The sequence below is a fragment of the Microvirga guangxiensis genome (assembly GCF_900102135.1).
Classification (GTDB): Bacteria; Pseudomonadota; Alphaproteobacteria; order Rhizobiales; family Beijerinckiaceae; genus Microvirga; species Microvirga guangxiensis.
In genome coordinates this window covers 130,275-154,893 of record NZ_FMVJ01000008.1, presented here as the reverse complement: position 1 = coordinate 154,893, position 24,619 = coordinate 130,275, and the positions used below count along the sequence as shown (strand labels likewise).

The 24,619-nt window shown below is 59.1% G+C and carries 21 protein-coding genes; 10 read left to right on the top strand and 11 right to left on the bottom strand.

Translation table 11 applies throughout. The features are described 5' to 3' along the window. Positions 1–101: 101 nt before the first annotated feature. From BLP10_RS14915 to BLP10_RS14885, 7 genes are all read right to left on the bottom strand, one after another. Positions 102–617 carry a hypothetical protein gene (locus BLP10_RS14915; RefSeq protein WP_139165506.1) on the bottom strand — a complete coding sequence of 172 codons (516 nt, stop codon included), beginning with the start codon at positions 615–617 and terminating at the stop codon, positions 102–104. Between the two features lie 592 nt (positions 618–1,209). After that, positions 1,210–2,121: an alpha/beta hydrolase gene (locus tag BLP10_RS14910; RefSeq protein WP_091136085.1), complete on the bottom strand. Its 912-nt coding sequence runs from the start codon at positions 2,119–2,121 to the stop codon at positions 1,210–1,212. Positions 2,122–2,151: 30 nt separating this feature from the next. Continuing rightward, on the bottom strand, positions 2,152–2,850 hold the full coding sequence (locus BLP10_RS14905; protein ID WP_091136081.1) for an ABC transporter ATP-binding protein: 699 nt from the start codon (positions 2,848–2,850) through the stop codon (positions 2,152–2,154). Then, positions 2,850–3,605 (bottom strand): ABC transporter ATP-binding protein, encoded by a 756-nt coding sequence (locus BLP10_RS14900; protein WP_091136076.1) that lies wholly within the window; start codon positions 3,603–3,605, stop codon positions 2,850–2,852. The genes BLP10_RS14905 and BLP10_RS14900 overlap by 1 nt, the downstream gene beginning before the upstream one ends. Beyond that, complete coding sequence (locus BLP10_RS14895; RefSeq protein ID WP_091136073.1) at positions 3,598–4,629, bottom strand: branched-chain amino acid ABC transporter permease; 1,032 nt, start codon at positions 4,627–4,629, stop codon at positions 3,598–3,600. The genes BLP10_RS14900 and BLP10_RS14895 overlap by 8 nt, the downstream gene beginning before the upstream one ends. Positions 4,630–4,639: 10 nt before the next feature. After that, the gene (locus BLP10_RS14890) at positions 4,640–5,560 is read right to left on the bottom strand and encodes a branched-chain amino acid ABC transporter permease (RefSeq protein ID WP_091136070.1); all 921 of its coding nucleotides are present in this window, start codon (positions 5,558–5,560) and stop codon (positions 4,640–4,642) included. Between the two features lie 142 nt (positions 5,561–5,702). Beyond that, a complete protein-coding gene (locus tag BLP10_RS14885) occupies positions 5,703–6,878 on the bottom strand; it encodes an ABC transporter substrate-binding protein (RefSeq protein WP_091136431.1) in 1,176 nt (391 codons plus the stop codon). Positions 6,879–7,260: 382 nt separating this feature from the next. On the opposite strand from BLP10_RS14885, the gene BLP10_RS14880 reads away from it, so the two are divergent. From BLP10_RS14880 to BLP10_RS14835, 10 genes are all read left to right on the top strand, one after another. Next, positions 7,261–8,904 (top strand): benzoate-CoA ligase family protein, encoded by a 1,644-nt coding sequence (locus tag BLP10_RS14880; RefSeq protein WP_091136068.1) that lies wholly within the window; start codon positions 7,261–7,263, stop codon positions 8,902–8,904. A 148-nt stretch (positions 8,905–9,052) separates the two neighbouring features. Beyond that, positions 9,053–11,407, top strand: coding sequence for a bifunctional salicylyl-CoA 5-hydroxylase/oxidoreductase (locus BLP10_RS14875; protein ID WP_091136427.1), 2,355 nt, complete (start codon positions 9,053–9,055; stop codon positions 11,405–11,407). A 1-nt stretch (position 11,408) separates the two neighbouring features. Next, positions 11,409–12,176, top strand: a complete 768-nt coding sequence (locus tag BLP10_RS14870; protein WP_091136064.1) for an SDR family NAD(P)-dependent oxidoreductase — start codon at positions 11,409–11,411, stop codon at positions 12,174–12,176. 1 nt (position 12,177) lies between these two features. Continuing rightward, on the top strand, positions 12,178–12,687 hold the full coding sequence (locus BLP10_RS14865) for a MarR family winged helix-turn-helix transcriptional regulator (RefSeq protein WP_175493923.1): 510 nt from the start codon (positions 12,178–12,180) through the stop codon (positions 12,685–12,687). Continuing rightward, positions 12,684–13,520: an enoyl-CoA hydratase family protein gene (locus tag BLP10_RS14860; protein WP_091136062.1), complete on the top strand. Its 837-nt coding sequence runs from the start codon at positions 12,684–12,686 to the stop codon at positions 13,518–13,520. The genes BLP10_RS14865 and BLP10_RS14860 overlap by 4 nt, the downstream gene beginning before the upstream one ends. Position 13,521: 1 nt before the next feature. Next, positions 13,522–14,718 (top strand): acyl-CoA dehydrogenase family protein, encoded by a 1,197-nt coding sequence (locus BLP10_RS14855; RefSeq protein ID WP_091136059.1) that lies wholly within the window; start codon positions 13,522–13,524, stop codon positions 14,716–14,718. Between the two features lie 84 nt (positions 14,719–14,802). Then, positions 14,803–15,246: a RidA family protein gene (locus tag BLP10_RS14850; RefSeq protein WP_091136057.1), complete on the top strand. Its 444-nt coding sequence runs from the start codon at positions 14,803–14,805 to the stop codon at positions 15,244–15,246. Positions 15,247–15,316: 70 nt separating this feature from the next. Next, positions 15,317–16,084 carry an enoyl-CoA hydratase-related protein gene (locus BLP10_RS14845; RefSeq protein WP_091136053.1) on the top strand — a complete coding sequence of 256 codons (768 nt, stop codon included), beginning with the start codon at positions 15,317–15,319 and terminating at the stop codon, positions 16,082–16,084. Next, positions 16,084–17,634, top strand: coding sequence for a 3-hydroxyacyl-CoA dehydrogenase (locus BLP10_RS14840; protein WP_342026183.1), 1,551 nt, complete (start codon positions 16,084–16,086; stop codon positions 17,632–17,634). Before BLP10_RS14845 ends, BLP10_RS14840 begins: the two co-directional genes overlap by 1 nt. A gap of 254 nt (positions 17,635–17,888) precedes the next feature. Continuing rightward, a complete protein-coding gene (locus BLP10_RS14835; protein WP_091136050.1) occupies positions 17,889–19,805 on the top strand; it encodes an adenylate/guanylate cyclase domain-containing protein in 1,917 nt (638 codons plus the stop codon). 169 nt (positions 19,806–19,974) lie between these two features. On the opposite strand, the gene BLP10_RS14830 is transcribed toward BLP10_RS14835, so the two are convergent. Genes BLP10_RS14830 through BLP10_RS14815 form a run of 4 tightly spaced genes read right to left on the bottom strand, consistent with a single transcriptional unit; the run spans position 19,975 to position 24,609 of the window. After that, positions 19,975–20,757 (bottom strand): SDR family oxidoreductase, encoded by a 783-nt coding sequence (locus tag BLP10_RS14830; RefSeq protein WP_091136047.1) that lies wholly within the window; start codon positions 20,755–20,757, stop codon positions 19,975–19,977. After that, positions 20,757–21,686, bottom strand: a complete 930-nt coding sequence (locus BLP10_RS14825) for a dihydrodipicolinate synthase family protein (RefSeq protein WP_091136044.1) — start codon at positions 21,684–21,686, stop codon at positions 20,757–20,759. The genes BLP10_RS14830 and BLP10_RS14825 overlap by 1 nt, the downstream gene beginning before the upstream one ends. Continuing rightward, positions 21,686–23,143: an amidohydrolase family protein gene (locus tag BLP10_RS14820; protein ID WP_091136040.1), complete on the bottom strand. Its 1,458-nt coding sequence runs from the start codon at positions 23,141–23,143 to the stop codon at positions 21,686–21,688. The genes BLP10_RS14825 and BLP10_RS14820 overlap by 1 nt, the downstream gene beginning before the upstream one ends. After that, complete coding sequence (locus BLP10_RS14815) at positions 23,140–24,609, bottom strand: ABC transporter substrate-binding protein (protein ID WP_091136037.1); 1,470 nt, start codon at positions 24,607–24,609, stop codon at positions 23,140–23,142. The genes BLP10_RS14820 and BLP10_RS14815 overlap by 4 nt, the downstream gene beginning before the upstream one ends. Between the last annotated feature and the right edge of the window lie 10 nt (positions 24,610–24,619).

Genomic DNA, 24,619 nt, shown 5'->3' with positions numbered 1-24,619 from the left:
CCCGCATCTTCCAGTGCTGCGGATTGCGCCTGCCTATGAGGGGCCGCCATAAATCTCCGCGACTCATGAGTGGCATGTGCAATCCGCGAACCGCCATAGCGTTAAGGCGCGATGTTTTGATCCAGCAAATCGCACTCAATGGGTACGCCGGTCCCACCCATGATTGTTCCTGTCACTGGATCGACAAGCGGGGTGAAGAACTCGCCGTTGTTGACGGCATGCTGTCCATTGCCACCATCCCCTGGAGCTGTGTTATGGGGCTGGCCAGCGGACACATTACCCACTCCCGTGCGTCCGGCGTTACCGATAGTAGGATCATTCTTGCGATCGACCTGGTGGTTGCCGAAAAAGTTGCTGGAGACGTTGAACCCGCCATTCTTATCTGCGGCCGTTTGAGACCGCGAATGCATGCCCATCCCGCCGCCACTCATCGTCGTGGAGTCATAGTTAGGGCTGTCATACTGAGCCAGCCCGGAGGCGATTTTGCCCCAGCACTGGTTGTTCTGTCCCGTTGTGCCGGGATCCTGTGTCTTGCCAGCCGCCATGGCTCCTGTTGCAGCCAATAGAAGGGTTGCTGCGCACAGGCCAGTGCGCAGGAGATTACGTTTCCTGGTCATGGAAATGTCTCCGCTCGTTAGTGCAGATTTTGCAAGAGCTTGAATTGCCACTGTTAACTGAGGACGTTAACAAGTCTGTTGGTGCATGCCATTTAATACATATGGCATGTCATCGTTGGGCGACTACTGATATACGCACCAACTACTGCGTTCGAGAGGGTGGGGAAAAAATGATACCTTCCGATACGCACGGTTAATTAGGTGCCTACTTTGTTGGCAGGTCAATAGCAGCGACAAGAACCTTTAGGAGTACTAAAATCCGTGTTTGTCTTGCGGTCGCTGCAAATGGGATTACCACGTCGTGTATATATGGTGCGGGCAGGCTCTGCTGCTCCTGAGGCCGGTATCGAGTTACTCTTCCCTTTTTAAATTCCATGGTCGCCGATGGTCGAGCGACTTCGCTGCTGAATAGCAGCAGCCTTATCTTGATGCCGCATTTCGTTCTGGCAACGCCTCATCTCGATTGCGCCTATGAGGGACTGACCAAAGCGCCAGTCAGTAGTTCAAGTACGTAGGTCGGATCCGACCTGATGCGGATGTTCAGCGTCCGGAAAAAGATTATTGAATTTCGCGGTGACTATTGCAGTCTCGTCTACGAAATAATGGAGACTATTTCCTCTAGGATCACACCATCCGGATCTGCCAGCTCTTCAAGAATACTGAAATGGTTGTGCTGAGGCAGACGGAGCAGTCTGGAGGGCAGCATTCCCGCATCCCAGGCGATATGGAAATCTTCGGACTGCCGACAGAGTTCCGGGAGCTCCTCCCGACCGTAAGAGATGATAAAAGGCGGAGATGAAGTGGGAATGTGATATTGCGGGCTGTATCGAGCTACGTCGTCGGGCTTAAGGTGCAACTGCTCATTGAGGTAGCTCAAGCTGATCGGCTCTAGATCGAAGATCCCGCTGATCGAGGTTCCGCCACTCACCCCGCTCTCGTTGAGAGTCATCGCAACAAGATGGCCTCCGGCCGAATGGCCGGACATGTGAAGCAAAGCGTGATCAGGGATGATCTGGCTGAGGTGGCTGTTTAGACGAGATATAGCCTGCTTGATCTCCTGAACGATGCCGCCGATAGTTTGGTGTGGCGCTAAAGTGTATTCGATGTTTGCAAAGTTGAGTCCTCTTTCGAGAGCCCCCTTCGCGAGAAAACGGTACGTCTCCTTCTCTTGGCTCCTCCAATAACCGCCATGGATGAAAGCGAGCGTTGCTCTGCCCTGAAAGCCTGAATTTCGGGATGCTTCGAAGATATCGATGCGGTTCCGCTCCCCATCGCCATAATGTATTTCCGTGAGGCGCGCAGCTGATGCGATGTCTTTGCCGCGGGCGATCCAGTCGGTCATCATTCCCTGCAGTACGGGCAGCCCGACCGCACGGGGGTTGTCGTAGGCTGCATCCAGCGCGATCTTGTCCATTCCACGATAGAGCATGTACCCACCATCTTTTGCCGAGCAGTCGATCATTGGCTGCTCACGCATGATCTTCGAGTTTGATCTCTTGAGCATACAAGCTCCATGTCAGGGCAGGGGACTGCATCAGACGTGGAGATAACGCTCCTTGATGCCGGGGTCGGCAACAAGTTCCGCACTTGTACCCGTCCAGACCGAGCGGCCCTTTTCGATGATGACGTGGCGATCGGCAAAGCTGGAGAGCACGTCCACATTCTTGTCGATCACCAGAATGGACTGGCGCTCGTCACGAAGTCGCTTGAGGCACGACCAGATTTCCGCGCGGATCAGGGGCGCAAGACCTTCAGTCGCTTCGTCGAGAATGAGGAGCTTTGGGTTGGTCATGAGAGCGCGTCCGATGGCCAGCATCTGTTGCTCCCCGCCGGAAAGCTGGGTGCCCAAATTGCTACGACGCTCCCTCAATCGTGGAAAAAGCTCGTACACTGCATCCAGGGTCCAGCGGCGCTTGCCGGTCCGTGAGGCCGCGGTCGCGACGAGGTTCTCCTCGACAGTCAGGGTCGGGAAGATCTGCCGACCTTCCGGCACGAGGCCAATCCCGGTCTGCGCAATCTTGAAAGGGGCGAGCCGCGTCACGGGGGTTCCATCGAAGCGGATCTCACCGCTGTGCGGGCGCAGCAAGCCCATGATGGACTTGATGGTTGTGGTCTTGCCCATGCCGTTGCGGCCCAGCAGCGTCACCACTTCGCCAGCAGCGATGTCAAGCGAAACATCGAAGAGGACTTGAGCTGCACCGTAGGATGTCTGCAGGTTTCGGACGGACAGCATCAGGCAATCTCCTCCTCGCCTAGATAGGCGGCCCGCACCTCCTCGTTCGCTCTGATGCCTTCCGGCGTATCAGTGGCGATCACTCGCCCATAAACGAGAACACTGACACGGTCAGCGAGAGAAAAGACCGCGTCCATATCATGCTCGATCAGCATGATGGTGATGCGGTTCTTGAGCTGCTTCAGGGTTTCGATCACACGCAGAGATTCCTCGTGGCCAGTGCCTGCCAGCGGTTCGTCGAGGAGGAGCAGTTTCGGTTGCGTTGCAAGCCCGACAGCAAGCTCGAGCTGCCGCTTCTCGCCATGAGAGAGAAGGCCAGCCATGACTCGCGCTCGCGGTCCAAGTCCGACCACGTTCAGGTATTCCATGGCAGCTTCGTTCAGCGAGCTTTCCTGGGCCACTTTGCCGAAGAAGCGAAAGCTCGACCCTGAGCGCGCCTGGACTGCGAGAGCCACGTTTTCAAGAGCGGAGAATGCGGGGAGGATCGATGTTATTTGAAACGAGCGTGCAAGGCCGCGCCGGACCCGCTGATGCATGGGCAGATGAGTAACGTCCTCGCCATCGAACAGGATCTGCCCGGAATCCGGGCTCAGAATGCCCGAGATTTGGTGAATGAGTGTCGTCTTGCCGGCGCCGTTTGGACCGATGATGGCGTGCAGTTCGCCAGGGCGAACGGAAAGGTTCACATTATCGGTGACGCGAATGGCGCCATAAGCCTTTTGCAGGCTGCGCAGCTCCAGGAGAGAACTAGCCATGGGAACCTCGCCGCAGAACACCCATGATACCGCCGCGGGCGAACAGCACGATCAGGATGAGGATGGGGCCGAAGACCATCTGCCAGTTCTCGGTGAGACGCGAGCGAAGGTCATCGTTCAGGAAGAAGGTTGCGGCGTGAACGATTTCCGGCAGAAACTCCTCCAGCAAAATAAAGGCCGCTGCGCCGATGATGGCTCCATGAAGCGAGCCAAGGCCGCCAAGCACAACCATGAAGATCAACTCACCGGAACGCTGCCATGTCATGAAGGCAGGACTGACGAACTCCGCCTGATTAGCCAACAGGCACCCAGCCAGCCCTGCCATCATGCCGCTGATCACGTAGGTTGCGAGTTGGAAGTGGAAGGGCTGGAAGCCAATGGCTTCCATGCGAATGGCGTTTTCCTTGGTCCCGCGCAGGACGCGCCCGAAGCGGGATCCCACGATCGACCTCGACACCATGTATGCGCCGAGCAGACAGGCCAGGGTCGCCCCATAAAGTGCAAAGTCGTTGTCGAGGAATCCTGAGCCGGCCACAAGGCTGCGCGACGGAAGCGTCAGTCCGTCATCGCCGCCATAGGCCGCCAGCGAAGAGGCAAGAAAATAGAGCATCTGCGCGAAGGCGAGGGTGATCATGATGAAGTACACCCCCTTCGTTCTCAGTGAGACCGCCCCCGTCAGGGCTGCGAACAGGGCCGATGCAGCAAGGGCAACAGGAACTTGAATGATCGCATCTTCCACACCGTGGCTTGCTAGGATGCCCACCGCATAGGCCCCGATGCCGAAGAAGGCGGCGTGACCGAAACTCACCATTGCCCCGTAGCCAAGAATGAGATCGAGCGACATCGCCGCAAGGCCGAAGATCATCACGCGAGTGAGAAGGGACAGCACATACCCTTCCGCACCGGATGACGATGCCAGGAATGGCGCCACGGCAAAGGCTGCGAATACAGCGATGGGAAGGAAGTCCAGGCGCGTAGCCGCAGATGGCATAGGAGCAGACTGTAACTGGGTCATTTGTGTCATCGCTGCGCTCCTATCGTTTCGCCGGAAACAGACCGGAGGGGCGGAAGAACAGCACAGCAGCCATGAAGATATAGATCAGCATTGGCGCGAGTGCCCGCCCGGTCTGACTGGCAGCCGAAGGATCGAGAACTAGGCGCAGGAGGTTAGGGGCGAACGAGCGCCCGAGCGTATCGACGAGGCCGATCAGGAGCGCTGCCAGGAAAGCTCCGCGGATTGATCCTATGCCGCCGATCACGATCACCACGAAGGCGAGGATCAGGATGTTGTCGCCCATGCCGGGCTGCACGGAGAGGATCGGTGCAACCATTGCCCCGGCAAAGCCTGCAAGCATGGCCCCAAAGCCGAAGACGATCATGAAAAGACGACGGATGTTAACACCGAGCGCCGACACCATCGGCGCATTCGTGGCGCCCGCACGCACCAACATTCCGACGCGCGTATGACTGACGAGTACATAGAGGAGAGCTGCGACGAGAAGGCCTGCCCCGATGATGGCAAGACGATAGACCGGATAGAGAAGACCATCCATGATCTCCACCGATCCTGACAATATCTCAGGCATCGGCACGCTCAACGGCGCCGCGCCCCACACGAATTTGACGGCCTGGTTCAGGAACAGGATGACGCCGAAGGTCGCGAGAACCTGATCGAGATGGTCCCGGTCGTAGAGATGCCGGAAGATGAGGGCCTCAAGGAGAAGGCCGAAGGCGAGGGCGGAGGGGAGCGCCAGAAGAAGTCCCCAGCCGAAGCTGCCCGTCCAAGCGCTGAACGCGGCAACCAGATAGGCTCCGACCATGTATTGCACGCCATGAGCCAAGTTGATGAAATCCATCACGCCAAAGACGAGAGTCAACCCGGCCGCGATAAGGAAGAGGATGAGCCCAAACTGAAGGCCGTTCAGAACTTGAATGAAAAAGAATGTCGCAGTCATAGGCTCATCGCTGGCTGCAGGCCTGGATCGGCTGAGCGCCTGGATGGGCACTCGCGGAATAGGAGCACGATCGTGACACGAAAGAGGAAGGGCCAGTCTGCTTGAGGCTATACCTTGAGCAGACTGGCCCATTCATTGCGCCTTAGTTCGTGATTGCACATTCCTTGGCATAGGCGTCCGGATAGTCGTCGAACACCTTTTCCACGACTTCCGTCTCAAGCTTTCCGTCCGGCCGCTTGGCGGCCTTCACGAGATAGAAGTCCTGGATGGGGAAGCCGTTAGCGCCGAACTTGAAGTCACCGCGCAGGGAGTTGAAATCCGCCTTCTTGATGGCGGCGCGCAGGGCATCCTTGTCCTCTGTCTTGCCACCAGTCGCCTTAAGGGCGCTGTCGATCAGGAGGGCGGCATCATAAGCGTGCATGGCATATGAGGCCGGCACCGCATTGTAAGCTGCCTCATAGGCTGCGACGAATTTCTTGTTTTGCGGGTTGTCCATGTTCGGAGCCCAGTTCGAGCCGCTGAGCATGCCGATGGCAGCGTCCTGTTGGGCGGGCAGGTTCGTCTCGTCGACCGTGAAGGCAGACAGGAACGGAATGCGGTCGGCAAGGCCCGCACCGCGATATTGCTTGACGAGGTTCACGCCCATACCGCCCGGCATGAAGGTGAAAATCGCATCAGGCTGCATGGAGGCAATCTTCGCGAGCTCCGACTGGAAATCCAGGGTGTTGAGAGGAACGTAGGATTCCTCGACGATTTCACCCTTATAGTGGCGCTTGAAGCCGGCGAGCGCGTCCTTGCCAGCTTGGTAGTTGGGAGCGAGCAGATAGACTTTCTTGTAGCCGCGGTCCTGGGCCACCTTGCCGAGAACCTCATGGTTCTGGTCGTTCTGGTAGGAGGTGGCGAAGAAATAGGGGCTGCAGCTTTTGCCGGCGAGGTTCGAAGGGCCAGCATTCACGCTGATATAGAATGTCTTGGAGTCGACGATCGGCTTGTGGGCTGCAACTGCCACGTTCGAGAAGATTGGGCCAACGACGAAGTCCACCTTGTCGCGCTCCAGAAGGCCCTTGACCTTCGTGACCGCTACGTCCGGCTTCAGTTCGTCATCGACGACAACCACTTCGACGTCCCGTCCACCCAGTTTACCACCGAGGTCCTTCACGGCGAGTTGAAAACCGTCGCGCGCGTGCTGGCCGAGGACAGCCGAAGGTCCGGAGAGGGTTAGAAGCAAGCCAATTTTCAGCTTCTCCTGCGCCATGGCGGGGGCCGCGGCCAGCGTCACGGCCGCGGCAAGGCCAAAGGCTTTGATCGTCACGTTCATCATAGTCTCCCGAGTCACTGTTCCCTGCGCACGTTTGCCGTGCTGCGTGATTGTTCCCGGCGGGACGTGAGACGCCTCGACGGAAGGTGGGCGCTATACTGCCGCAAAACGATCCAGCCGAATACTCCGTTTTCGACAGTTCCCAAATGTTAGATTTGATCCACGGGATTGCCAAGAAATATTTTAGGCTTTAAATAAATTCGAGGTGAGTCCAGGCGTATTGCTCTGCAGATGAGCGATCGACAGGAGAGGCTTGATCGATGAATCCCGGCTGAAGCACTGGTGATCGTGAAGCTACGCATTGGACCGAAACAGGCCGATCTTAGCCCTATCGATCTTCTCAGCGCATCGTCGGTCAAGCGAAAGCAATGGGAAACCAGCGATGGCGTACACGGCACATGTCGATACCTTCACACGGGACAACCTTCCGCCTCAGGATCAATGGCCGGCCTTCCTGTTTGCGCGTCCAGAGCTTCAGTATCCCGATCGGCTGAATTGCGCCGCGGCCTTCCTCGACCGTTGGGTCGATGAGGGCAGGGGCGATGAGCCATGCCTCATCAGTCCTGCCGAGACCCTTACTTATCGCGAACTTCAGGCGCGTGTGAACCGCATCTGCAATGTGCTCGTGCACAGGCTTGGCTTCGTGCCTGGTAATCGCGTTCTGCTCCGCTCCGCCAACAATCCGATGATGGTGGCGGCATATATGGCCGTGCTGAAGGCTGGCGGTGTCGTCGTTGCCACCATGCCGCTGCTGCGCGCCAAGGAAATTGCCTATCCGTTGAACAAGGCCAGGATCACCATTGCTCTTTGTGACCATCGCCTTGCAGAGGATATGGAGCGCGCGAGAGCCATGGCGCCCGATCTGCAACATGTGGTGTACTGGGGTTCGGGCCAGTCAGACAGCCTTGAGACATTGATCGCCGAGGCTTCTCCCGAGTTCAACGCCGTCGAGACGGCCGCGGATGATGTATGTCTTATCGGCTTTACATCCGGTACGACCGGCGAGCCTAAGGGGACCATACATTTCCATCGTGACATGCTGGCCGTCTGCGATGCTTATTCACGCAACGTTTTGAAGCCTCAGGCATCGGATCGGTTCATCGGCTCACCGCCCCTGGCTTTCACTTTCGGTCTCGGCGGGCTTGTTCTTTTCCCATTGAGGGTCGGTGCTTCGACCATTCTGCTGGAAAAGGCAGGTCCAGATGATCTCCTCATGGCTATCATGCAATACGAGGCGACGATCTGCTTCACGGCGCCGACTGCTTATCGCGCCATGCTCACCAAAATCGGAGATCACAAGCTCTCTTCTCTCCGGAAATGCGTTTCTGCAGGAGAGCCGCTGCCCAAGGATACGTTCGAAGCCTGGAGAAATGCGACTGGCATCGAGCTGATGGACGGGATCGGCGCGACGGAGATGCTTCACATCTTCATTGCTGCGGCAGAGGAGGAAATCCGTCCAGGTTCTACGGGCAAACCTGTCCCTGGATACGAGGCAAAGGTCATTGACGATGAGGGGCGCTCCCTGCCTCCTGGCAGCATTGGCCGCTTGGCGGTCCGCGGCCCGACCGGGTGCCGTTATCTCGCAGATGATCGGCAGCGCAAGTATGTTCAGGATGGCTGGAATATTACAGGTGACACCTACCTCATGGATGAGGATGGATACTTCTGGTATCAGGCCCGCTCCGACGACATGATTATCTCAGCGGGCTACAACATCGCGGGGCCGGAGGTCGAGGCGACGCTCCTCACACACCCGGCGGTAGCTGAATGCGGCGTTGTAGGCGCGCCCGATAATGGACGGGGAGCCGTCGTGAAGGCCTACGTAGTTCTGCGCTCCGACTTTGTGCCCAGTGCAGATCTAACGAAAGCGCTGCAGGACCATGTAAAGGCAGAGATCGCGCCATATAAGTATCCGCGCATCATCGAGTATGTTGAGGCCCTTCCGCGCACCCAAACCGGCAAGCTGCAAAGATTCCAGCTTCGCCAGATGGCTGCAGAACAGTCACAGGAAGCCAAGGTCTCCTGAGAGCCGGCGAAGTGGGGGTGTGCACCCCTCTGGGAGTTTCAGGGGTCGGCTCCAGTGACCAAGTCGATCGTGCATCACCCGATCTGAAGGTTGATTTCAAATTATTTTAAGCCTAAAATAATTGGGCTTTGCCTTGGAGGCATTTCGCATGAAAACGGCGATCATCGGCGGGGGGCCTGCGGGCCTCTACTTCGCTATCCTGATGAAGCAGCTTCTGCCGGGGGCGGATATCACCGTCTATGAACGGAACCGCGCCGATGACACCTTCGGCTTCGGCGTCGTTTTCTCCGATGCGACCCTCGACAATTTCGAGAAATACGACCCGCCGAGCTACCAGAGGATTACGCGAGAGTTCGCCTATTGGGACGACATCGCGATCCACTTCAAGGGAACTGAACACCGGATCGGAGGCAATGGATTCTGCGGCTGCTCGCGCCGCACATTGCTGCTTATCCTGCGGGATCGTGCAGAAGAACTCGGTGTTGAGCTGCGCTATCAGGTCGATGTCGATGACGAAAGCCTGTTCTCTGATGCCGATCTCGTCGTCGTAGCTGATGGGATCAACAGCCGGTTCCGGGACCGGTATGCGGATCACTTCCAACCCGAGGTGGATCTCAGGCCTAACAAGTTTGCATGGATGGGATCGACGAGGCCACTCGACGCCTTTACGTTCATCTTCCAGGAGACGGAATGGGGGCCATTCATTGCCCATGCCTACCAATATGAGGCAAACCGTTCTACCTGGGTCTTCGAGACAGACCCCGAGACCTTCGACCGTGCAGGGCTCGGTCAGAAGACGGAAGAGGAATCAGCTGCTCTCATGGAGCAGATCTTTGGCTGGTTCCTGAATGGCCACAAGGTTCTCACCAATCGCTCCCTCTGGCGCAATTTCCCGATGATCCGAAACAAGCGTTGGGTCATGGGCAACAAGGTATTGCTCGGCGATGCCAAGGGATCGGCTCATTTCTCCATTGGTTCGGGCACGAAGCTCGCCATGGAGGATGCCATTGCCCTCTATGAAGCTTTCCGTCGCGATTCCGATGTTACGCGAGCGCTGTCATTTTACGAGACCGGTCGCCGGGAGGAGGTTGAGAAGACGCAGCACGCCGCCGACGTTTCCCTCGTCTGGTTCGAGCATGTCGCGCGCTTCTGGAACTTCGATCCGGTCCAGTTCGCTTTCGGTGTGATGACACGCGCCAAGGCGATCACCTATGACAACCTACGCCTGCGAGCGCCGGATTTCGTCGCTTCAGTCGATCGCACCTTCGCGCAGCAGGTGAGAGACAAGGGTTTCGACGTGTCGGTCGAAAATCCGAATGTGCCGATGTTCCAACCCTTCCGGCTTCGCGAAATGACGCTTGAGAACCGCGTGGTCGTATCGCCGATGGATATGTATTCGGCAGAAAATGGCATTCCTGGGGACTGGCATCTCGTTCACTACGGGTCTCGCGCGACGGGCGGGGCAGGGCTGGTCTTCACCGAAATGACGTGCGTCTCGCCGGAGTCACGCATCACCCTCGGGTGTGCGGGTCTATGGAACGACGAGCAGGAGGCGGCTTGGAAACGCATCGTCGACTTCGTTCATAACAATTCCTCTGCCAAGTTCTGCCTGCAACTCGGGCACGCGGGTCGAAAGGGCGCCACGAAGCTCATGTGGGAAGGGATCGACCGCCCCCTTGAAACCGGCGCTTGGGACATCTGCTCAGCCTCGCCGATTCCATATTTCCCGGACAGCCAAGTGCCCCGGGAGGTGACCCGCGCCGACATGGACGCGATCAAGGCGCAGTTCGTTGGTGCAGCACAGCGGGGAGACCAAGCCGGGTTCGACATGCTCGAGCTCCATTGCGCGCACGGCTACCTGTTGGCGAGCTTCATCTCTCCCCTCACCAACCAGCGGTCGGACGAGTATGGCGGCTCTCTGGAGAACCGGCTGCGTTATCCGCTGGAGGTCTTCGACGCGATGCGGGAAGTTTGGCCGGCGCATAAGCCGATGTCGGTGCGCATTTCCGCTGTCGACTGGGCCGAAGGCGGCATCACGGGGGATGACGCTGTCGAGATCGCTCGCGCCTTTGCAGAGCACGGCGTCGATCTTGTCGATGTCTCGACGGGGCAAACAGTGAGAGAAGCACGCCCGATTTATGGACGGATGTTCCAAACTCCGTTCTCGGATCAGGTGCGCAACGAGGCCCAGGTCGCCACGATGTGTGTCGGCAACATCACAACGGCTGATCAGGTCAACACCATTCTGGCAGCCGGTCGGGCGGACCTCGTGGCGCTGGCGCGGCCTCATCTGGTGGACCCGTTCTTCACCATGAAGGCTGCCGCGTGGTATGGCGCGAAGGACATTTTCTGCCCGCCGCAATATCTCGCAGGAAAGGACCAAATCTTCCGCAACAGCGTTCGCGACCGGCAGGACATGGAGGATCTGAAGATCAAGGCCAAGCCGAAGACCCGAGCCGAATTGAAGATGGAGGCCAGCGGGAAGTCTCTCGCCGCGGAATGATATGGGTACGAACCTTTTTCAAGGCCGCCACGCAGTAGTGACAGGCGGCGGGCGCGGCATAGGGCGCGCCATTTCCACCGCTCTAACGAATGCAGGGGCAAAGGTTACGATCCTGGGCCGGGACAGGGCGGCCCTCGACCGTGCGGTATCAGAGGGCGCTGCCCATGGTGCAGGGGTGGCCGACGTTACCGATCATGACGCCGTACACGCCGCTGTTGAGGCTGCGGTTGCGCAGTTTGGACCTGTAGATTTCCTGATCGCCAATGCCGGATCAGCCGCTTCAGCTCCATTCCTGAAGTCCAGTCCGGAAATGTTCCGGCAAATGCTCGACGTTAACCTGCTCGGCGTGACCAACGTCACGCATGCCGTACTCGGCTCGATGACAGAGCGAGGGTTTGGGCGCATCGTCGCCGTGGCTTCGACTGCCGGCTTGAAGGGTTACCCTTATGTGAGCGCCTATTGCGCCGCAAAGCATGCGGTTGTCGGTTTCGTGCGGGCGCTTGCCCTGGAAACCGCGACGACGGACGTTACCGTCAATGCGGTTTGCCCTGGCTTTACCGACACGGATCTCGTGGCGGAGAGCCTCGAGCGCATCATGGCGAAGACTGGGAGAACTCGCGAGCAGGCACTAAGCGAGCTCGTAAAGCACAATCCTCAGCAAAGATTGATCAGCCCAACGGAAATTGCCGATACCGTCCTGTGGCTGTGCGGTGAGGGTGCTCGCTCCGTGACCGGCCAAGCCATTGCGGTGGCGGGTGGAGAAATCTGATATGAGTAACCTGCAAATTCCGCTCGATGCCGAGACGAAGGCTATCGAGACGCCCGAAGATCACCGTGACGAGCTTCGGCTTTGGCTGCGTCTGCTGACCTGCTCCACGCTGATCGAAGGCGAGGTTCGTCGTCGGCTGCGTGATCAGTTCGATGTGACGCTTCCGCGCTTCGACCTGATGGCGCAACTCGAGAAAACCCCAGACGGAATGACGCTCTCGGATCTCTCGAAGCGAATGATGGTGTCGAACGGCAATCTTACCAGCCTGGTCGACCGGCTCGTCACGTCCGGGCATATCGAACGCCGCGTCTCCGAGATCGACCGCAGGGCTCAGATCATCAACCTGACGCCAGCCGGCAGATCGGAGTTCCGCGTGATGGCTGCCGAGCACGAGGCATGGATTGCCGAGATCTTTGGCGGGCTCACGCAGAGAGAGCAGAAGGATTTGATGCGCCTGCTCGCCAAAACAAAGCTCTCCGCCAGAAACGCCATCATAGGAGTTGCCCAATGATGCAGTTCGCCAACTCAGTCAGATTACCGCTCGCCGAGTACAAGCCCGACCACTTCCTCCTCTCCGTAGAAGGTCCGGTCGCTCTGGTCACGCTGAACCGTCCGGAAAGGAAGAACCCGCTGACCTTCGAGAGTTACCGCGAGCTGGCTGACTTCTTTCACGCCTGTGCCAAGGACGACACCGTAAAAGCCATTGTGGTAACCGGTGCCGGCGGCAACTTTTCCTCCGGCGGGGATGTGCACGAGATTATCGGGCCTCTTGTTGAGATGGACACGAAGGGTCTGACGGCCTTCACGCGGATGACCGGAGAGTTGGTGAAGGCCATGCGCGCTGCTCCGCAGCCCATCATCGCGGCTGTCGAAGGCATCTGCGCGGGCGCGGGGGCCATCATCGCCATGGCCTCGGACATTCGGATCGCGGCGCCCGGTGTGAAGGTGGCTTTCCTGTTCAACAAAGTCGGTCTCGCCGGATGCGATATGGGTGCCTGTGCCATCCTTCCGCGCATCATCGGGCAGGGTCGCGCCTCTGAACTGCTGTATACCGGCCGTTTCATGGGCGCGGAGGAGGGTGAGCGTTGGGGCTTCTTCAGCCGCCTCGTCGACGCCTCTGAACTCATGAGCGAGGCGCAAGCCCTGGCGCGGATGATCGGGACGGGCCCCACATACGCCAACACCATGACGAAGCGAATGCTGGCCATGGAATGGGCGATGTCGGTGGAGGAGGCGATCGAGGCTGAGGCGGTGGCGCAGGCCCTGTGCATGACAACTGAAGATTTCGCCCGCGCCTACAGGGCTTTCGCGGCGAAAGAAAAGCCAGTCTTCCAGGGCGACTGACATGATCGATGCCACGTTTCTAAAATGGCCCTTTTTCGAAGATCGCCACCTCCGGTATGCGGAGTCTCTGGGGGCATGGGTAAAGACCCAAGCTCACAGCCTTGTCGATCATGGCGACGTGGATGGGTCCTGCCGCCGTCTTGTGCGCAAGCTCGGCGAGGATGGGTGGTTGAGAGCCGCCGTGCCGGAGGCCTATGGCGGTCTTTATCCGACCCTCGATGTACGAACGCTCTGCTTGTCCCGCGAAACGCTGGCCTATGAGGAAGGACTAGCGGATTTTGCCTTCGCGATGCAGGGCCTTGGCTCCGGCCCGATCAGCCTTTTCGGTTCCGAGGCGGTGAAGCAGCAATACCTGCCGAGGGTTGTCCGTGGCGAGGCCATCGCGGCTTTTGCGTTATCCGAGCCGGAAGCGGGATCTGACGTCGCTGCCATGAGCACGACTGCCGTTCCCGACGGCCCTGAACATGTCCGGATCGATGGCCGTAAGACATGGATCTCCAACGGTGGGATTGCGGATTATTACATTGTCTTCGCACGGTCCGGCGAGGCTCCGGGTGCGCGAGGGTTGTCTGCCTATGTGGTCGATGCGGAAACTCCCGGCCTTGTCATCGAGGAGCGGATCGACGTTATCGCGCCGCATCCGCTGGCGACATTGCGTTTCGAGGGGTGCAGGGTTCCGCTGACAAAGCGGATCGGTAACCCGGGGGAGGGCTTCAAGGTCGCTATGGCGACCCTGGATGTCTTCCGCTCGACTGTTGGCGCCGCTTCGCTGGGGTTCGCCCGGAGGGCCTTGGATGAAGCTTTGCGCCATGCCTCCTCCCGTCATCTCTTCGGTGCTCCGCTGGCAGAACTCCAGATGACTCAGGCCGCCTTGGCCGACATGGCGACCGACGTAGACACCGCGGCGCTTCTTGTTTATCGCGCCGCGTGGGCAAAGGATCAAGGGGCGCCTCGTGTGACGCGAGAGGCTGCGATGGCCAAGATGCACGCCTCTGAAGCCGCTCAACACGTCATCGACAAGGCGGTCCAGATTTTCGGCGGTCTCGGTGTGACCAAGGGCGTGAAGGTCGAGGAACTCTACCGCGAGATTCGCGCCCTTCGCATCTATGAGGGCGCCACGGAGGTGCAGAAGGTCGTGATCGCACGCGAGCTTCTGAAGATGCTCGATGGATCCGGTGCTGGGAGCGGTAGCCGCTAAGGCTGCGGCAAACCGGCATGCCCTTTCGATTTTTCGTTCCCGGGACCTGTATGCGGCCTTGGAACGCGACCAGGAGAATTGTCGATGACGGTCTCTAAAGACTCCCAAACCATGCCGTTCCTCGATGATGGCGTCGAGGTTCTGCAGCCAAAAAATTGGCCGGTCCCGAAAGGCTATTCGAACGGCATGATGGCAGAGGGAAAGATCCTCGTAACAGGCGGCGTCGTGGGCTGGAACGAGGCGGGTGAGTTCCCCGAAGGCTTCGTTTCCCAGGCGCGTCAAGTGTTCGAGAATATTTGCGCCATCCTGGCGGAAGGTGGCGCCAAGCCACAGCATATCATCCGGTTGACCTGGTATGTCGTCGACATCGATGATTACTTAGCCAATCTTCGTGACATGGGCCGTGCCTACCGGAGCGTCTTTGGAGCTCATTATCCTGCGATGGCTCTAGTCCAAGTCGTGCGGCTCGTGGAAAAGGCCGCATTGCTGGAAATCGAAGCGACAGCTGTGGTGCCATCTGAAAAGTGATTGTGACGGCTTCGGCCGATGGGCCAATCCAAGTATGGCGCATTAAAGCAGGTTGGGTCAGGAGGGAAGCATGGAGGTCTTGCTGGAGAGTGGGGGCGATCGTGTCGCTCTCGTGCGCATCAATCGACCAGAGGCTCGAAATGCGCTGAACAGTGCCATGCGTGGACAACTGGCTCGGATCTTTGCGGATCTTGCCGGCAATGACGAGATACGCTGTGTCGTCTTGACCGGGACTGAAAAGGTTTTTGCGGCAGGTGCCGATATCAAGGCCATGGCAGACGCTCAGCCTGTCGACATGATGCTTCGCGCGAGCGAGCGCGACTGGGCTCTCATCAAGGACTTCCCCAAGCCGCTGATCGCTGCCGTGAATGGCTTTGCGTTAGGGGGCGGATGCGAACTCGCCATGCATGCCGACATGATCATCGCCGGGGAAGGAGCCAAATTCGCACAGCCGGAGATCAAGGTCGGGATCATTCCAGGTGCAGGCGGAACGCAGCGACTTCTGCGAGCTGTCGGGAAGTTCAAGGCAATGAAGATCCTGCTGACAGGCGAAATGGTTTCTGCTCAGGAGGCAGAGGCGATGGGGCTGGTCACCGAAGTTGTCCCTGACACCGAAGTCCTCGACCGCGCCTTGGAACTCGCGCGTTCAATCGCTCTGCTTCCGCCAATCGCAGCAAGGAAGATCAAGGAATTGGTCCTGCAAGGCGGGGATCTTCCCCTGGATGCTGCCCTCGTCATGGAACGGCATGCGTTTCAGCTCATGTTCGGGACCGAAGACCAGAAGGAAGGCATGCATGCTTTCCTTGATAAGCGAGTGCCGAACTTCAAGGGGCTTTGATGATGACAATCGACGCTACGCGGCCGGATCTCACTCTTGGAATTATCGGAGCCGGTATCATGGGGCGCGGCATCGCCCAGGTAGCGGCTGAAGCAGGCATCACGGTTCTCCTGGCCGACATTCGCTCCGAGGTCGTCGCTGAGGCTGTTGCCTTCAGTGCCGATATGATCCGCCGCAAAGCTGCCAAGGGAAGTCTCACCCCGAAAGATGCCGAAGCTGCCGTTGGTCGCTTGCGGGCGACAGACGCTGGGCCGGACAAGGGCTACGATGCCTTTGCCTCCTGCCATATCGTTATAGAAGCCGTGGCTGAGCGACTGGATATTAAGCAGATGGTGATCGCCGAACTTGAGAAAGTGGTCGGTGATGACTGTATCCTTGCAACGAACACGTCTTCGCTTTCTGTCACGGCAATCGCCGCTAAAGCCCGCAGGCCGGAACGCGTCGCTGGGTTCCACTTCTTCAACCCCGTTCCGCTGATGAAACTGGTTGAGGTTATCGGCGGTATCATGACAGACGGACGCATCCTCGATGCACTCACTGCGATAGCGCATCGCATGGGACACCGGCCGGTTCGGGTCTCCGACACGCCCGGATTTCTTGTCAATCATGCTGGCAGGGCCTTCGCGACGGAGGCTCTTCGCATCGTATCCGAAGGCATTGCGAGCTTCGCCGATGTGGACCGAGTGATGGTAGATGCGGCGGGATTCCGCCTGGGTCCGTTTGAACTTCTGGATCTCACCGGTTTGGATGTCTCTCATCCAGTCATCGAGTCGATCTACCACCAATATTACGAGGAGCCCCGCTACCGACCCGTTCCGATCTTGACGCAGCGCCTTGCTGCAGGGCTTCTCGGGCGCAAGACAGGGCAGGGTTTCTATACCTATGTCGATGGTCGTGCACAGAAGCCGCTCGAACCGGCTGTTCCCAAGGTAGATCTGAAAAGCCTCAAGATCTGGATCGGCAATCGGCATCGGGGTGCATCCGATGCCCTGCGCGACATCGTTGCGGCGACTGGAGCGCGCATTGAAACCGGCAGCCGGCCTTCCGACGAGGCCATCATCATGCTGACGCCGTTCGGGGAGGATACAACGACCGCTGCCTTGAACGATGATCTCGATCCTACGCGTTCTGTGGCAGTCGATTGCCTGTTTGGCCTGGATTGCAGGCGAACGTTGATGAGGACGCCCGTTACTCGCCCGGATATTAGAGATGCCGCACACGCACTGCTCGCAGCCAGCGGTCGCCCCGTGACCGTCATTCATGACAGTCCGGGGTTTATCGCCCAGCGTATAATTGCCTGCATCGTGAACATCGGAGCAGACATCGCCCAGCAACGGATCGCGACGCCGGAGGACATCAATAGCGCTGTCGAAATAGGGTTGAGCTATCCGCGTGGTTCGTTGCGGTTCGGCGATGACCTTGGACCCCGGCGGATCCTCGGCATCCTCGACGCATGCCATGCCTTCTATCGCGATCCACGTTATCGGGCCAGCCCATGGCTCAAACGCCGCGCTCTGCTAGGTATGCCTTTGACGCAGCAAGACGCATGAGTGCTGGCCAAAGTCGTGCAATATCCAGCAGGGAAAAGACGAAGCGTCTTGTGTATGTGAAGCGACACGCCGAGGCCGATTAGACCCTGAGAAGTTGACTTCAGCCGTCGGGTCCAGGGCGCGCTTCTCTTCTCCCAGGAGATTGTCCGATGTTCGACCTGTGAGCCGGAGCCAATACGGTCTACCTTTGGCGGCAGCAATCGGTACACTGGCTCGGCCGCCACTAGGGGCGGGGCCACAAGAAGGCTGAGGTCATGCGGGTTCGGTTCGGCTTTCAACTCTCTGTTACGACGCTGTTCGTGGCAGTGGTGCTTGCCGTGGGCCTTACCTTGGTCTTCCTCAGCTTCGACCGCGCCCGCTCGATAACGCGCTCGGCCGCCCTAGCCTTTATCGACCGGGTTGCCGACCACACGGCCGATCGGGTGGACGGGGAGTTCAAGGATGTGCTCGATATCCTGGAAGTCCTGCGGCAGCTCGAGCCTGTCAAGTCCGGCACGATCCTCGGCAATCCGTCTCTCTACTCCACTCTGGCAGCGCTCCTGCGCCGGCATGGGCAACTTTACAATCTCTATGTCGGTTACGACGACGGCGCGTTCATTGAACTCGATATGCTGGATCGGGCAGGGCCTGCACTTCGCGAGCAGCTCCAGGCGCCACCCGATGCCGCCTTCAGGCTGACCATTATAGAGACACCGCCAGGGGAGGAATCACGCGTCCGCTTCACATCCTATCTCTCCTCCGATCTGGCCATCCTTGCGCAAGACCATGGCACAGCCGGCTACGATCCGCGCGAGAGACCATGGTATCGGGACGCCTTCCAGCCCGGAGCCGGCCCTATCACCGAACCTTACGTTTTCGGGCTCGCAAACCTGATCGGCTACACGGTGCGGGCGCCGTTCCCGCAAGGGCGACGCGGCATCGTTGCCGGGGATATCCTTCTCTCGGAGGCGGATGCCTTCCTGCGCTCGCAGAAGCTCGGCACCTCCGGTGTCGTATTTCTGTTCGACGACAGCGGGAAGATCGTCGCGCATCCCCGCATGGAGGAGGTTTTTCACACCCGTGCAGCAGGCCAACTTATCGATCTGCCACCCCTTGGCCAGCTTGTGACTGTCGATATTACGCAGCCCTTGAATGTTTGGCAGCGGGGCGGAGCCACACAGCAGATCTTCGAGGCGGCGGATGGGCGGACCTATGTCGTGGCGTTCCGCTCGATCGGGACAGCCCGATCCTCCGGTCTCAGCCTTGCCGTCATGGCGCCGCTCGACGAGTTCTTCGCCGAGATCGAGGCCGGACGGCGCCGGCTGTTTCTCCTGGCGCTCGGTCTCGTCCTCGCCGCACTCCCGGTCGTCTGGTGGATCGGCTCGATGCTGTCGGGATCCATGAAGGCCCTGGCGCGGGAGACGGATCGTATCCAGAAATTCGAAACCGAGGGGCCCACGCGAAGGATCAGATCGATCATCAGAGAGATAGACGACCTTGGACGATCCGTTGCGACCATGCGGACCGTAGTGCGAACGTTCGCCAGCTTCGTGCCGAAGCGTCTTGTCCAGCAGCTCGTCGCTACTGGGGATGCCCTCGAACCCGGAGGCTCTCGTCGTGAGGTCACGATCCTGTTCACCGACATCACAGGCTTTACAGCGATCACTGAGAAGGCCGACCCCGAGCAGGTCATGCTTCGCACCTCGCGTTATCTCGCCGTGCTGTCTGCTGTGATCACGGAGCACGGCGGCACGGTCGACAAATTCGTCGGTGACGCCATCATGGCCATCTGGAACGCGCCGGCCGATGATCCCGATCATATCGCCCACGCCTGTGCTGCAGTGTTGGCCTGCCGCGAAGCCAACCGGAGGCTCAATGAGGAGTTTGAGCGCGAGGGCTGGCCGGCCTATCGGACACGGTTCGGGCTCCACACCGGGGAAGCGGTCGTTGGCACCATCGGGTCAGATGACCGTATGGCTTACACAGTCCTTGGTGCGGTGGTGAACCTAGCCGCGCGGCTTGAGCCCCTCAATAAGGAATACGGAACGGATATCCTCGTCAGCGACGCTATCCAACGCCGAGTGTCCGACCGTTTCGTATTCCGGGCAGTCGACACGATCCAGCCAAAGGGATTCGAAGCCAGGATCCAGGTATATGAACTCTCCGGTGAGCTGAGCGAGCATTCGGGCTAAAGAGATAGCGCCTGATGGGACTGCGAGCGAAAGCCCCTATCGGAGACATCCTGGGGCACGAACTTCACCAAGCACGCATTGAGGCGCTCTCAATCTGGATAGCTCGTAGGGGTTTACTTTGGCCCGCTTATATAAGCGGGCCAAAGCGATAGAACATCGATCAAGTCGGTCAGATCGACCTAGTGGCGCCACCATCAACGCGAAGTTTCGTCCCTGTTACATAAGATGCGCGCTCAGATGCCAGGAAGATGACAGCATCGGCAAATTCCTCCGGGCGTCCATAACGGCCCATCGGTATCGAAGCTGCAGATTCCGCCGCGATCTCGGAGACATCGCGCCCGGCTCGTTGAGCGGCGCTCGCATCGAGTTCATCGACACGCTTAGTGTGAATCCGTCCTGGTAGAACCACATTGACGGTAACGCCGTCTCTGGCGACTTCCGCAGCCAGTGTCTTTGACCATCCGATGAGTGCTGAGCGGATGCCGTTCGACAGGGCCAAGCGCGGGATCGGCTGTTCAACGCCTGATGACGCGATGGAAATCACTCTTCCCCAACCCCGCTGCTGCATTGCCGGCAGCAGAGCGCCTGTCAGATGAAAGATGTTGGCGGCCATCGTCTCGAACTGGCGAAGCCAGTCGCTTCTCTTGGCTTCGAGCGCGGGTGCTGGTGGTGGGCCTCCCGTGTTGTTGATCAGGATATCGACGCCGCCAGCCTCCAATAGCGCTGCTATGAGCGTATCGACGCTGGCGATATCCGCCATGTCGACCGCGTAAGGAATGACGCGCCCTCCTGCTTTCGGCAATGTGGCGGCCCATTCGGAAATTGCATCCCTGTTGCGGGCTGCGGCATTGACTTCGACACCTTCGAGCGCCAGAGATCGGGCAATGGCCGCACCAAGTCCGCGACTTGCTCCGAGCACCAACGCCTTCTTATTCTGCAATCCGAGGTCCATCAGCCTAACTCCTGCAACCGCTTAGTCTGGCGTGCAATCAAGCGTTCAATTTCCGCGATGTCGTCGCGAGACAACTCGCCGCCGGGCTTACGCAGAGTGGAGGATGCGATCGCACCCCGCTTGGCCATGATGTACTTGCGGATTGCAAGTCCGAGACCCGGTTGCTGCTCATAGCGCGCAAGCGGCAGATAGGCGTCGAATATATCCTGGGCCCGATCCGCATTCCCAGCATTGTGATGATTAACGACATCGCGCATCATTTCGGGATAGCCGAACCCCGTCATGGCCCCATCTGCCCCGCGCGCCATTTCTTCCGGCAGAAACATGCCGCCATTGCCGCAAAGAATGGAAATCCGCCGCCCACCGGATTTCTCCGCCATCGTCCGAAGTGCGGTGATTTTCGAAAGCCCTGGCCAATCCTCATGTTTCAGACAAACGCACGTGGGAAGCTGGTCGATGACTGCCTGGATGACCGAAACGGGGATTGTAACTCCGGTCACCAGCGGAAAGTCTTGCAGAACGAAGGGCGTTTCGCCGAGGAAGTCTGCCGTCTGCTTATAATAGTTCAGAATCTGCTGATCATTGCGCAGTGACGAAGGCGGTGCGACCATGACGCCGGCGGCGCCGTCGTTCATGACCATATCGGTCAGCGCCTTCATCTGGGCAAATCCCGGCGCCGAGACGCCTGCTACCACCGGCACGCGCCCGCCGACCCGCTTCAAGATACGCCGGACATAGGCTTGAGACTCATCGATCGTGAGTTTCTGGGCCTCGCCCATCATACCCAGCACGGTCAGCCCCGTCGCACCGCGCTCGAGGTAGAAATCAACCATTCGGTCGGTACTGACGAGATCGAGATCCCCGTTTTCAGTGAACGGCGTGAGCGCTATCACATAGACGCCTTTGGCGTCCTCAGTCAGTCTGGTCATTAATGCTCTCCACGTGATGCTGGATATCGGGTGTAGCCAAAGAAACCTTCAGGTTGGCTGATCATGGTTTGAAGTCCCATGCGGCCGACGAGGGCCTCAGCCTCTCGATTGGCTTCCTCGATCACGCTGCTCGGCTCAATGCGCGTGGGGCGGCCTTGCTCAAGTACGACCTCGCCGTCGATGATCACGGTCACGACATCGTTCCCATTGGCGAAGTAGATCAAATGGAAGGCTGGCATCTGGAAGGGCGCAAGATGGGGCCGCGCCATATCTACCAGAACCACATCTGCCTTCTTTCCGACCTCTAATGATCCTATCTCGGCTTCGAGCCCCAGTGCAGTCGCTGCATCGATTGTGACCATCTCCAGGGCTTTGCCCGGAGGCAGCACCTTTGGATCGCGGAAGTGGGTGCGATGGTAGTGCATGCATTGCTGCATGTGACGGAACATGTCACCTGACCGGTCCGGCGCGGTGGCGTCCGACCCGATGGCAACGACGGCACCCGCTTCCATCAGCTCGATGGCGGGGCAACGTCCCAGGATCGATGCAATCGCGCTCGGATTGTGAGCGATCCGCGTACCGGTATCGGCAACGATGCGGATTTCCTCGGGTGTGAGGTCGATGGCATGCGAGAGCAGGGCGTCAGGGCCCAGGATGCCCATGGCATGGGCGCGCGTCACTGAGCCTCTCCGGTGGCCGTCCTGAGTAAAGACGACACCGGCCTCTCTGGAGAGTTCGCGGACGATCTTTGTCTGGGCCATCGCCTCAGCATAGTCACCCGGCGACATCTCCTCTTCATGCTCGTTGCGCAATACGGGCGTTAAGAGCGCAATGCGGATACGGCCGGTACCATGCCACTCGCGAAGCAGCGCGTTGCTGACTTCAAGCTGATCTTCGAAACTGACCTGGTAATCCGACCGAGTCCCTTCGCGCCAAGTGGCATACGTGCGTGGATGGGGTGGGCGGGTCGGTCCGACGGCAACTACAGACCGCGTTCCAACCGCGCTGACACCTTCGCAATGAGCACGACCGTAGGCAACATCGTCCGTGCGCATGATGGTGTCGCCGCCCCCGAGCAGGGATACACCGGTCGTCACGCCGAATTGCAGACGCTCCAGCGCCGCGAGTTGAGCTTCGGCATGCCAGAATTCCGGTGTAGAGCCGGTTGTATAAGCAGCGCCGCAGATTTCCTCCCAGTGGTTGCCCTGCTCCATACCCATCGTCTTTATGAGACCGTGGCCGGCATGGGCATGAACGTCTATCATACCGGGCATGATGATCTTGCCGGATGCATCGATGGTTCGAGAGGCGCTATACCGCTCTGCGATGACGGCAGCTTCCTCGACTGCGACGATCCTGTCTGAGGAGATCGCCACAGCGCCGTAATCTATGATGCGACGAGTGGCGTCCATCGAGATCACCGTTCCACCGGTGACGATCAGATCAACTTCGATCATGCTGAGGGCTCCTGAGAGGCGAAAGCAGGCAGGGCAGTGACATCAAGCACGCCGTCCGTTCGCATCCTCCATTCGGGATGTGATCCGGCAAGGCCCGTGACCCGCAACGGATTGTAGAGGTAGAGCCAAGCGGGATCGGCCTGGAGCTTCCGGTACGCCTGCTGGTAGATGGCTTCCCGCTCGGACGGGTCCGTCGATCGGCGACCTTCGTCGAGGAGATCTTCGACAGTTGCGTTGTGGTAGCCGAGCCACCATGATCCTGCCACCCGTGCGTCGATCTTCTCGGCTAGGACCCGAAACGTGCTCAACGGACTCGAGTCGAAGACGCACATGTCACGTACCTTCTTCAATCGGACACCGTGAGCGTAGGCTTCACGATCCTCATGAAGGAAAACTTTCAGCGAAACGCCGATTGCCGATAACTGCTCAGAGACGGCCGCCGTCAGTGCCTGGGCCTCGTCGGGAAGCCGCGTTGGGCAATCCACCTCGATCTCCAAGCCATCCGCAAAGCCAGCCTCGACAATGAGGCGGCGGGCCTCATCCAAATCGGGCTTATTGTTGACGGTTGGAGCGCTACCGAAATGGGCTGGGCTCACGAACCCTGTCAGCGGTCTCGCCGCGCCGTGTACGACGCGGTCCACGAGGGCTTGCCTGTCGACGGCTAGGTTGAGGGCCCGCCGGATGCGGGGATCGCTAAACGGACCGCGTGCTGCGTTGAAGAGATAGATGATAGCGACGGGAATGAGGGATATTGCACGGGTATGACCGCTGCTGGTCTCCAGATCCATAGAACCCCGGTAGTCCAGGCTGTTTGCTACCTGTGCTTCGCCTGAGCGCAATGCTGAGAGGCGCTTTGCGGGGTCCGCTTCCAGCTTGAACCGGAGCGACGCGTTCACAGGAGGCGCCCCATGCCAGCGTTCAAAGCGCTCCAGCCGTATCTCCTGGCCATCGACTGCTTCGATCATCCGATAGGGGCCTGTTCCGACCGGCTGCGTGGTATCACCGGAATCGTACCGCTCATGGGCGGAGGGTGCGAGCACATAGCCATACACCAGGATATCGAGCAGATCGGCTATCGGTTTGGCGAGACGGATAGTAATGGTTATGTCGTCCGTCGCCTCTATGGCGGCATCGCCGAGGTATTGGTGCCAAACTCCTGGAGCGCCAAGCGTATAACCCTTGTCCGCGCGGGCCATGCGGCGCAGGGAGAGGCAAACGGCCTCGGCATCACAGGGAGTGTCGTCGTGAAAAACCAATCCCCCGCGAAGGGTGAAGGTCCAAACACGCGCATCCTCGCTGACCTGCCAGCGCTCGGCCAACCCCGGAATGTAACCTCCGTCCTGGCCATAACGAACCAGCCCGTCGAAGATTGCGTCGAAGATGGCAAGCACGTCATTCGCATCCGTGCAATCATGTGGATCGTCCAGCCGCAGGCGTGGCTGGAGAATCGTGACGATGGAGGACATGGTCGTTCTC

What these genes read in the sequence shown, in the direction of transcription:
- BLP10_RS14845 (WP_091136053.1), top strand. Translation starts at nt 15,317, where the DNA reads ATGGAGGTCTTGCTGGAGAGTGGGGGCGATCGTGTCGCTCTCGTGCGC.
- BLP10_RS14850 (WP_091136057.1), top strand. Translation starts at nt 14,803, where the DNA reads ATGACGGTCTCTAAAGACTCCCAAACCATGCCGTTCCTCGATGATGGC.
- BLP10_RS14880 (WP_091136068.1), top strand. Translation starts at nt 7,261, where the DNA reads ATGGCGTACACGGCACATGTCGATACCTTCACACGGGACAACCTTCCG.
- BLP10_RS14870 (WP_091136064.1), top strand. Translation starts at nt 11,409, where the DNA reads ATGGGTACGAACCTTTTTCAAGGCCGCCACGCAGTAGTGACAGGCGGC.
- BLP10_RS14825 (WP_091136044.1), bottom strand. Translation starts at nt 21,686, where the DNA reads ATGACCAGACTGACTGAGGACGCCAAAGGCGTCTATGTGATAGCGCTC.
- BLP10_RS14915 (WP_139165506.1), bottom strand. Translation starts at nt 617, where the DNA reads ATGACCAGGAAACGTAATCTCCTGCGCACTGGCCTGTGCGCAGCAACC.
- BLP10_RS14815 (WP_091136037.1), bottom strand. Translation starts at nt 24,609, where the DNA reads ATGTCCTCCATCGTCACGATTCTCCAGCCACGCCTGCGGCTGGACGAT.
- BLP10_RS14910 (WP_091136085.1), bottom strand. Translation starts at nt 2,121, where the DNA reads ATGCTCAAGAGATCAAACTCGAAGATCATGCGTGAGCAGCCAATGATC.
- BLP10_RS14895 (WP_091136073.1), bottom strand. Translation starts at nt 4,629, where the DNA reads ATGACACAAATGACCCAGTTACAGTCTGCTCCTATGCCATCTGCGGCT.
- BLP10_RS14905 (WP_091136081.1), bottom strand. Translation starts at nt 2,850, where the DNA reads ATGCTGTCCGTCCGAAACCTGCAGACATCCTACGGTGCAGCTCAAGTC.
- BLP10_RS14885 (WP_091136431.1), bottom strand. Translation starts at nt 6,878, where the DNA reads ATGAACGTGACGATCAAAGCCTTTGGCCTTGCCGCGGCCGTGACGCTG.
- BLP10_RS14900 (WP_091136076.1), bottom strand. Translation starts at nt 3,605, where the DNA reads ATGGCTAGTTCTCTCCTGGAGCTGCGCAGCCTGCAAAAGGCTTATGGC.
- BLP10_RS14855 (WP_091136059.1), top strand. Translation starts at nt 13,522, where the DNA reads ATGATCGATGCCACGTTTCTAAAATGGCCCTTTTTCGAAGATCGCCAC.
- BLP10_RS14830 (WP_091136047.1), bottom strand. Translation starts at nt 20,757, where the DNA reads ATGGACCTCGGATTGCAGAATAAGAAGGCGTTGGTGCTCGGAGCAAGT.
- BLP10_RS14820 (WP_091136040.1), bottom strand. Translation starts at nt 23,143, where the DNA reads ATGATCGAAGTTGATCTGATCGTCACCGGTGGAACGGTGATCTCGATG.
- BLP10_RS14860 (WP_091136062.1), top strand. Translation starts at nt 12,684, where the DNA reads ATGATGCAGTTCGCCAACTCAGTCAGATTACCGCTCGCCGAGTACAAG.
- BLP10_RS14835 (WP_091136050.1), top strand. Translation starts at nt 17,889, where the DNA reads ATGCGGGTTCGGTTCGGCTTTCAACTCTCTGTTACGACGCTGTTCGTG.
- BLP10_RS14890 (WP_091136070.1), bottom strand. Translation starts at nt 5,560, where the DNA reads ATGACTGCGACATTCTTTTTCATTCAAGTTCTGAACGGCCTTCAGTTT.
- BLP10_RS14865 (WP_175493923.1), top strand. Translation starts at nt 12,178, where the DNA reads ATGAGTAACCTGCAAATTCCGCTCGATGCCGAGACGAAGGCTATCGAG.
- BLP10_RS14840 (WP_342026183.1), top strand. Translation starts at nt 16,084, where the DNA reads ATGATGACAATCGACGCTACGCGGCCGGATCTCACTCTTGGAATTATC.
- BLP10_RS14875 (WP_091136427.1), top strand. Translation starts at nt 9,053, where the DNA reads ATGAAAACGGCGATCATCGGCGGGGGGCCTGCGGGCCTCTACTTCGCT.